This is a genomic window from uncultured Boseongicola sp., assembly GCF_937988555.1.
In the GTDB taxonomy this organism is placed as follows: Bacteria; Pseudomonadota; Alphaproteobacteria; order Rhodobacterales; family Rhodobacteraceae; genus Boseongicola.
In genome coordinates this window covers 1-7,445 of sequence record NZ_CALJXO010000125.1, presented here as the reverse complement: position 1 = coordinate 7,445, position 7,445 = coordinate 1, and the positions used below count along the sequence as shown (strand labels likewise).

Genomic DNA, 7,445 nt, shown 5'->3' with positions numbered 1-7,445 from the left:
AGGATTTCAAGGTTTTTGAGACCTCGGTTGGACTTGTTCTTTTTCTCTTCCCGCTCGCCTAGGGTCCGGGCAACGTCTTTCTTGCTGCAAATAGTGCGCGATTTGGGTTGAGGGCCACCATACCGGCCAACATTGGCTATCACCTTGCGACGTGGATCGTGACGGTCGCTATGGGAGTCGGCTTCTTCGCTGCTTTGGACAGGTTTGCGCAAGTTTTTGTTGGGCTGAAGATAGCAGGGGCTCTCAAGGTGCTTTGGCTTGCGTCTTTCTGTTAATCCTGAACCCGAAAGCCTAGGTCATCATCGTCTTGATGTTCACGCAGTTTCTGGACCAATCGGATAAGGGAACACTGGCTGCAGGTGTGCTGATTACCACTGTGCTTACATTCAATAATCTGATCACATTCCTGGCGTGGGCCCTGATAGGCAACAAGATTTCCGAATATTCCTGAACGCCCGAAAGCGTGCAAAAGCCAAACCCAATGTTCGGTGGGATTTTGGCGGCGGTGGCCGTTTGGATGTTGCTGTCGTGGGCTGTCAATCGACTGTATCGAACGCTTCGCCAACGTCAGATATCCTGCCCCTTTTCCAAGAGCCGGTCGATCAACTCTCGTTGTAAGGGCACGCTGTCGCCGCCACCAAAGCTGAGCGCTCCGCCGGTGAACAACCCGCCGTAGGTCAGCGCAAGGTTTACGGTCTGGCCAAGCCCCGAGATAAGCTGGTCGCGTCTGAGCGGGGACAAGGGGTGGATGTAGACGCCCCAGAGCCGGCCGTTTGCCACCGCGTAGCGCGCATCAAGCGCGGTATCGAAGTTGGCTTGCATGACGCGGCGCAGATCTTCTTCGCTCATGCCGTCAATTGCGCGGATCGGGACCATCGCCCGCATCCGGTCGGCGCGCGTATCAAGAATGACAAGGACTGGAACGTCCTCGATCGTCAGTTCAAGGCCACTGCCCGCGGGGCGTGTATCAGGATCAAGCGCGAGTAGAATGTCGAGCACGCGTCCCGACGTCATGTTCTTGGACGCGTCCTGCGCCTGCATCGGAGCGGCGAGAAGGCAAAGCGCAAAGGCAAAGGCGATGCGGATCATGTGCAGGCTCCGGAGTTGTTTTTCATCCCCAGCCTAACAAAAGGTGTCGTAACGGCGCAAAGCACGCTTGCGCGATCTTGACCGTGAGGTCGCAAAGGTAAAATACTGCGCGTCATGCTGGCATATATCATCCGTCGCGTCGCGCAGTCGATCCTTGTCCTTCTTGTGGTCGGACTTGTCGCCTTTTCCATGTTTCGCTTTGTCGGCGATCCGATTGACAACATGCTGGGACAGGAGAGAACGCAAGCCGACATCGACCGGCTCCGGATCGAACTTGGGCTCGATCAGCCGTTTGTGGTTCAGTATTACAAGTTTCTTGGCGGCGCAGTGCAGGGCAATTTCGGGGTGAGTTACCGGCAGGGACGACCTGTCTCGCTGATCATCAAAGAACGCGCGCCTGCGACGTTGGAACTGGCGGCGGTATCGGGGTTTCTGGCGATTTCGATTGGGATTGCTTTGGGCGTTTTTACCGCCATCAGGCGAGATGGCTGGACGTCGAATGTGATCATGTCGGTATCGTTGATCGGGGTCAGCTTACCGACGTTCTTGATTGGTATCCTATTGATTTACTTGTTTTCCGTTGAATTAGACTGGCTGCCAAGCTTTGGAAGGGGCGAGGTCGTTGACCTTGGCTGGTGGACCACCGGGTTCCTGACGGCAAGTGGGTTGAAGGCGCTTATTTTGCCGTCGATCACGCTGGGCTTGTATCAGATGACTTTGATCATGCGCCTTGTGCGATCCGAGATGCTTGAGGTCTTGCGGCAGGATTATATCCGGTTCGCGCGGGCGCGCGGATTGAAAGAGCGGTCGGTGAATTTCCGTCACGCGCTGAAGAATACGCTGGTGCCGGTGATCACTGTTACGGGCCTGCAATTGGGTGCGATTATCGCCTTTGCGATCATCACCGAGACGGTGTTCCAGTGGCCAGGCGTTGGATTGTTGTTCATCAATGCAATCCAGTTCGTCGATATCCCTGTGATGGCGGCTTATCTGATGCTGATTTCGGTGATGTTTGTTGGCATCAACCTTATCGTTGATCTGTTGTATTTCTGGGTGGATCCGCGACTTCGGGCGGATCGGGCGGGGGGACACTGATGGCGGACGTAGATATTATAGAAGCTGCGAAAGTCGCGGAATTGGGGCGCTGGGCGCGGTTTCGCGAGAGCGACTTCTATTGGAAGTTTCGCAGGTCCCCGGTCGCGATGGTTAGTTTCGCCGTCACAATGGTGCTGGTGTTAAGCGCGTTTTTTGCACCGCTGATTGCGCCACACAATCCGTTTGATCCGGCCAGCCTGAACCTGATGAATGGATTTTCGGCGCCTGGCGTTCCAAATGCGTTTACCGGCGACGAGTTCTTTTTAGGGACCGATGATCAGGGCCGCGATGTGTTTTCGACTATCCTATATGGGATGCGTATTTCGCTTTTTGTGGGCATTGCGGCGGTATCATTTGCGCTGATCCTTGGCGTCACGCTTGGGCTGATCGCGGGCTATGTTGGAGGGTGGACCGAAGCCATTATCATGCGGGTTGCAGATGTGCAGCTGACGTTTCCGTCGATCCTTGTGGCGATGCTGATTTTTGGGGTCGCCAAGGGTGTCACGCCGGTCGAATACCGCGATCAGATGGCGATCTGGGTGTTGATCGTGGCGATTGGCCTGTCCGATTGGGTGCAATTTGCGCGTGTTGTGCGCGGTGCCACTTTGGTCGAGCGCAACAAAGAATATGTGCAGGCTGCGCGCCTTATCGGGCGCACGCCGCCTGCGATTATGATGCGGCATATCCTGCCAAATGTGCTCTCGCCGGTTCTGGTCATTGCGACGATCTCGCTGGCGCTTGCGATCATTGCCGAGGCGACGCTGTCGTTTCTGGGTGTGGGCGCGCCCCCGACGCAGCCGTCACTTGGCACGCTGATCCGGATCGGGCAGGGGTTCTTGTTCTCGGGCGAGTGGTGGATCTTACTTTTCCCCGCCGCAACACTTCTGAGCTTGGCACTGGCGGTGAACCTGTTGGGCGATTGGCTTCGCGATGCGCTAAACCCACGTCTGAAGTGATGAATGCGCTCGTGACATGGCTCGTTTCTGCGGCCGTGTTCGCTGTGCCGGTGCTGTATCTTTCTATGCAGGTTATGGCCGCGCATCGCATGCAGGGCGCGCTGCGCACATTTGCCATAGCGGCCGGCGTCCTAATGGTGGGGCTTTTTGTATGCGTTGTCTGGGCCGTAATCTTCGCGGACGGTACGACGGCGCCGATACTGCATGTTGCAGCAGCCCCCTTTGGTTTGATTGTACTTTTCATGCTTTGGGCGCTGCATTGGATCGCCCTTAGACACACGCCACCAAAGGACTGATCCTGCTTGCTCTTAAAGGGAAGTGCAGCCCATAACGTAACAAACCTGAAGGAACGTGCATTTGTCCGAACCGGTCTTGTCTGTCCGCAATCTCGTTGTCGAAATTCCCACCCGCACCGGTGTTCTGAAACCTGTGGACCGGGTGTCTTACGACATTGCTCCGGGAGAAATTCTTGGCGTCGTGGGGGAAAGTGGTGCGGGCAAGTCGATGACTGGCAACGCGGTCATTGGATTGCTGGATCGTCCTGCGCGGATCACTGGCGGAGAGATTTTGCTGCATGGGCGGCGGATCGACGATCTTGGTCGCGATGACATGCGTCGCATCCGGGGCAAAGAGATCGGCATGGTGTTTCAGGATCCCCTGACGTCGCTGAACCCGCTTTTGAGGATCGGCGACCAATTGACTGAAACGATGTTGGAGCATCTGGACCTTACTGCAGATGAGGCGCGCGACCGGGCGATTGCCGCCTTGGACGAAGTGGGTATTCCAGCCGCTGCCAGTCGGATCGACAGTTATCCGCATGAGTTTTCGGGGGGTATGCGGCAGCGCGTTGTGATTGCTTTGGCGCTTTGTGCCGAGCCTGCGCTGGTGATTGCGGACGAGCCGACGACGGCCTTGGATGTCTCGGTGCAGGCGCAGATTATTGCGCTGCTGAAGCGGCTGTGTCGCGAGCGCGGGACGGCAGTGATGCTGGTGACGCATGATATGGGTGTGATAGCCGAAGCTGTGGACCGTGTGGCGGTGATGTATGCGGGGCGCCTGGCGGAACTGGGCGCGGTGCGCGAGGTCCTGCAGCGGCCGCGGCACCCTTACACTGAGGGTTTGATGGGCTCAACGCCTTTGGCATCGCGGGGCCAAAGGCGTTTGCGGCAAATTCCGGGGTCGATGCCTCGGTTGGGAGATCTACCGGATGGTTGCGCATTTTATCCGCGCTGCCCGAAGGCGCAGGAGGCATGTCGGGTCGAGCCCGGACCGACGCTTGCGGCGGATCAGGGGCGCGCGGCGTGCTGGTTCCCGGTTGAGCAGCCGGAGGCGGCAGAATGAAGTCGCTTGTTTCTGTCCGCAATCTCACGCGTGTCTTTGACGTTTCGAAGCCCTGGCTGAACCGGGTGATTGAACGCAGACCGAAGGCGATGCTCACAGCTGTTTCTGATGTGTCCTTCGAGATCCCCGAGCGCGAGGTTTATGCCTTGGTGGGCGAAAGCGGGTCGGGTAAGTCAACGATCGGGAAGATGATTGTCGGGCTTTTGAACCCGTCGGAGGGATCGGTCGAAATTGATGGAGTTGATTTGTCTCGGGAGACGGACGCTGACAAAATCGATGCTGTGCGCTCGGATATTCAGATGATTTTTCAAGACCCTTTTGCGTCGTTGAACCCGCGCTGGAAAGTGCGCGATATCATTGCCGAGCCTGTCGCGGCTCGCGGTGGAGATACGGCAGGTTTGTCAGAAAAATTGCTTGAGCAGGTCGGATTGTCAGCCGAGGATGCGGGCAAGTTTCCGCACGAGTTTTCTGGCGGTCAGCGGCAGCGGATTTGTATTGCGAGGGCGTTGGCAAGCGAGCCGAAGCTGATTGTTTGCGACGAGCCGACAAGCGCTTTGGACGTGTCGGTGCAAGCGCAGGTCTTGAACCTGATGAGCGATCTGAAGGACGAATTTGGTCTGACCTATCTGTTTATCAGTCATGATCTGACCGTGGTGCAGCATATGGCCGACAAGATCGGGGTCTTGTATCTGGGTCGATTGGTGGAAGAGGCTGACCCGGACACGTTGTTTGAACGACCCGCGCATCCCTATTCGCAGATGCTTTTGGCTGCCGCGCCGAGGATGGATGGATTTGGGCGCGAGGTTGTGCCGCCCAAGGGGGAAATTCCGGATCCAATCAATCCGCCCCCGGGCTGTGCGTTCAATCCGCGCTGTCCTTTGGCAATTCCGCTGTGTCTTCAGGAGCGGCCTGAATTGCGCGATGTCGATGGTGCGCGAGTGGCGTGTCATCGCGCGGAAGAGGCGCTGGCGCGGATGCGCGATCGTATCGAGGCCTGAGACGAGAGGGCTTTGCCCTCTCGTGCTTTCCCGAGGTCTTTTTGAAAGGATGAAGGGTGAGGCCTTGACCTTCCAGTGACTGGAAGCCCTATATGAGAGAAGTCCGAGGTATTTGGAGTCCCTTCATGTCTGTTGCCATGTCTTTAAGACTGCCCGTTCAGGGTATGTCGTGCGCGTCCTGTGTGGGGCGCGTCGAGCGTGCTGTGGCCCTTGTGCCGGGTGTTTTGGCGGCGCGGGTGAACCTTGCCAGCGGGATCGTTGAGGCTGAGTTAGGGGCGGATGGATCGGCTGACGCAGTGGTGTCGGCCCTGGCTGATGCGGGCTACCCCGCGCGCATTGAGACGATGCGCGGCACGGTTGACGGTCTTAGCTGTGCGTCCTGTGTGCGGCGGCTTGAGCAGGCCCTCGCGGCAGTTCCCGGCGTCTTGGACGCGCGGGTCAACCTGGCCGATCATTCGGCAGTGGTTGAAATGGCGGGAGACGCGGATCGTGGTGCCGTTTTGGCAGCGGCACGCGGCGCGGGCTATCCGATCAGTGCAGAGCCTGAGGTTTCCGAGGTCGAGGACCGCGAGGCGGCAGAGATTGCCGCGCTGACGCGCTCGGTCTGGATCGCTGCTGTTTTGGTGTTTCCGGTGTTCTTGATCGAGATGGGGGGGCATTTTATTCCTTGGGTGCATGCGCTTGTGGGTCAGACCATCGGGCATCAGGCAAGCCGGGTTTTGCAGTTTGGGCTTATCGGCGCGGTTCTTGTGGGGCCGGGTCGGGTATTTTTCGCGCGCGGTTTGCCCGCGCTTTTGCGGCGCGCGCCAGAGATGAACGCCTTGGTGGCTTTGGGCACGGGGGCGGCATTTTTATACTCAACTGTGGCGACGTTCTTGCCGGGGATTTTGCCGGACAACGCGCGGGGCGTCTATTTCGAAGCGGCGGGTGTGATTGTTGTGCTGATCCTTGTTGGACGCTTGCTGGAAGCGCGCGCAAAAGGCCGCACGGGAGCGGCGGTACGGGCTTTGGTCGGTTTAAGGCCGGACGTTGCGCGCGTCGTGCGCGACGGCGAAGTGGTCGAGGTGCCCGTGGCTGAGGTGTCGGTCGGAGATGTTGTGCAGGTGCGTCCCGGCACCCGGGTGCCGGTTGACGGAATCGTCGTGCGGGGATCAAGCTTTGTCGATGAGGCGATGCTTTCTGGTGAGCCGGTACCAGTTGAGAAGGTCGAGGGCGACCGCATCACGGGCGGCACAGTGAATGGCGCAGGAATGCTGGAATTTCGCGTAACTGATGTGGGTGCAGGCACAGTCTTGGCACGGATCATCCGCATGGTTCAGGACGCGCAGGGTGCGAAACTGCCGGTTCAGGCGGTGATTGACCGCGTTACCGGTGTCTTTGTGCCGATAGTTTTAGGCATCGCATTGGTGACGGTTTTGGTGTGGTTGGTCTTTGGGCCGGGACTTGGAGAGGCCTTGGTCGCGGGCGTGTCGGTTCTGATTATTGCCTGCCCTTGCGCGATGGGTCTGGCGACGCCGACCTCGATCATGGTTGGCACGGGCCGTGCGGCCGAGATGGGGATTTTGTTTCGAAAAGGGGCCGCATTGCAGGCGCTTCGCGACGTTGATGTGGTGGCGTTTGACAAGACTGGTACGCTGACCGAAGGGCGACCCGAAGTGACGGATGTGGTGACCCATGGCGCGGTGACGCGCGCCGCAGTTCTTGCGGCAGCCGGGGCCGTCGAGGCTGGATCAGAGCATCCCATCGCGCAGGCCATATTGCGCGCGGCAGGGGCAGTTGCACGGGCCGACGGCTTTCAGAGCGTGACCGGCGCGGGCGTGTCGGCGCAGGTTGACGGCACGCGGGTTATGGTGGGCAAAGCCGGGATGCTTGAGGGGGAAGGATTGGATGTCGGACCTTTAGCCGCCGATGCGGACCGGTTGGCGGGCGAGGGGAAGACGGCGTTTTTTGTGGGCATCGGCGATGC

7 protein-coding genes are annotated in these 7,445 nt (G+C 58.7%); 6 read left to right on the top strand and 1 reads right to left on the bottom strand.

Annotated features, from left to right (window positions below; translation table 11 throughout):
* Positions 1-567: 567 nt before the first annotated feature.
* Positions 568-1,089 carry a hypothetical protein gene (locus Q1B15_RS06755; RefSeq protein WP_299752010.1) on the bottom strand — a complete coding sequence of 174 codons (522 nt, stop codon included), beginning with the start codon at positions 1,087-1,089 and terminating at the stop codon, positions 568-570.
* Positions 1,090-1,203: 114 nt separating this feature from the next.
* On the opposite strand from Q1B15_RS06755, the gene Q1B15_RS06750 reads away from it, so the two are divergent.
* The 6 genes from Q1B15_RS06750 to Q1B15_RS06725 form a co-directional block, all read left to right on the top strand.
* Complete coding sequence (locus Q1B15_RS06750) at positions 1,204-2,184, top strand: ABC transporter permease (protein WP_299752007.1); 981 nt, start codon at positions 1,204-1,206, stop codon at positions 2,182-2,184.
* Positions 2,184-3,140, top strand: a complete 957-nt coding sequence (locus tag Q1B15_RS06745; protein WP_299752004.1) for an ABC transporter permease — start codon at positions 2,184-2,186, stop codon at positions 3,138-3,140. Before Q1B15_RS06750 ends, Q1B15_RS06745 begins: the two co-directional genes overlap by 1 nt.
* 11 nt (positions 3,141-3,151) lie before the next feature.
* Entirely contained in the window at positions 3,152-3,436 is a 285-nt protein-coding gene (locus Q1B15_RS06740) for a hypothetical protein (protein ID WP_299752001.1), read from the top strand.
* A gap of 61 nt (positions 3,437-3,497) precedes the next feature.
* Entirely contained in the window at positions 3,498-4,481 is a 984-nt protein-coding gene (locus Q1B15_RS06735) for an ABC transporter ATP-binding protein (protein ID WP_299751998.1), read from the top strand.
* Positions 4,478-5,479: an oligopeptide/dipeptide ABC transporter ATP-binding protein gene (locus Q1B15_RS06730; protein ID WP_299751995.1), complete on the top strand. Its 1,002-nt coding sequence runs from the start codon at positions 4,478-4,480 to the stop codon at positions 5,477-5,479. The genes Q1B15_RS06735 and Q1B15_RS06730 overlap by 4 nt, the downstream gene beginning before the upstream one ends.
* Positions 5,480-5,604: 125 nt before the next feature.
* The coding region (locus Q1B15_RS06725; protein ID WP_299751992.1) for a heavy metal translocating P-type ATPase at positions 5,605-7,445 on the top strand (1,841 nt) is incomplete at its 3' end.

What these genes read in the sequence shown, in the direction of transcription:
- Q1B15_RS06755 (WP_299752010.1), bottom strand. Translation starts at nt 1,089, where the DNA reads ATGATCCGCATCGCCTTTGCCTTTGCGCTTTGCCTTCTCGCCGCTCCG.
- Q1B15_RS06750 (WP_299752007.1), top strand. Translation starts at nt 1,204, where the DNA reads ATGCTGGCATATATCATCCGTCGCGTCGCGCAGTCGATCCTTGTCCTT.
- Q1B15_RS06745 (WP_299752004.1), top strand. Translation starts at nt 2,184, where the DNA reads ATGGCGGACGTAGATATTATAGAAGCTGCGAAAGTCGCGGAATTGGGG.
- Q1B15_RS06730 (WP_299751995.1), top strand. Translation starts at nt 4,478, where the DNA reads ATGAAGTCGCTTGTTTCTGTCCGCAATCTCACGCGTGTCTTTGACGTT.